General features: G+C 47.3%; 1 protein-coding gene. It reads left to right on the top strand.

From position 1 onward, the window contains the following. Window positions 1-44: 44 nt before the first annotated feature. The coding region (locus OOT08_RS18930; protein WP_325094448.1) for an ATP-binding protein at window positions 45-256 on the top strand (212 nt) is incomplete at its 3' end.

The following is a 256-nucleotide window of genomic DNA, read 5'->3' as shown; positions in this document are numbered from 1 at the left end:
AGGATGAATTTATCTCTCTCTTTTTAATTCAATAGTGGAAACTGATGACGGTATCTCAAACTCTGCTTGAAGAGGTTAATCGACAACTCGGTCAACGCCATAGATTGCTGGTGGCGTTGAGCGGTGGGCTTGACTCTTCAGTTCTTTTGCATATTTTGGTGAGCCTGAGGGCCACCTCTAGGCCGGATCTGGTTTTGCGAGCCATCTACATCCATCACGGTCTTAGCCGACATGCAGATCAGTGGAGTGAGCATTG

It is taken from the genome of Leucobacter sp. M11 (assembly GCF_035726885.1).
Taxonomy (GTDB): Bacteria; Actinomycetota; Actinomycetes; order Actinomycetales; family Microbacteriaceae; genus JAPFRB01.
Note: the sequence above shows the minus strand (reverse complement) of the source record. Positions and strands in the feature narration are given on the sequence as shown.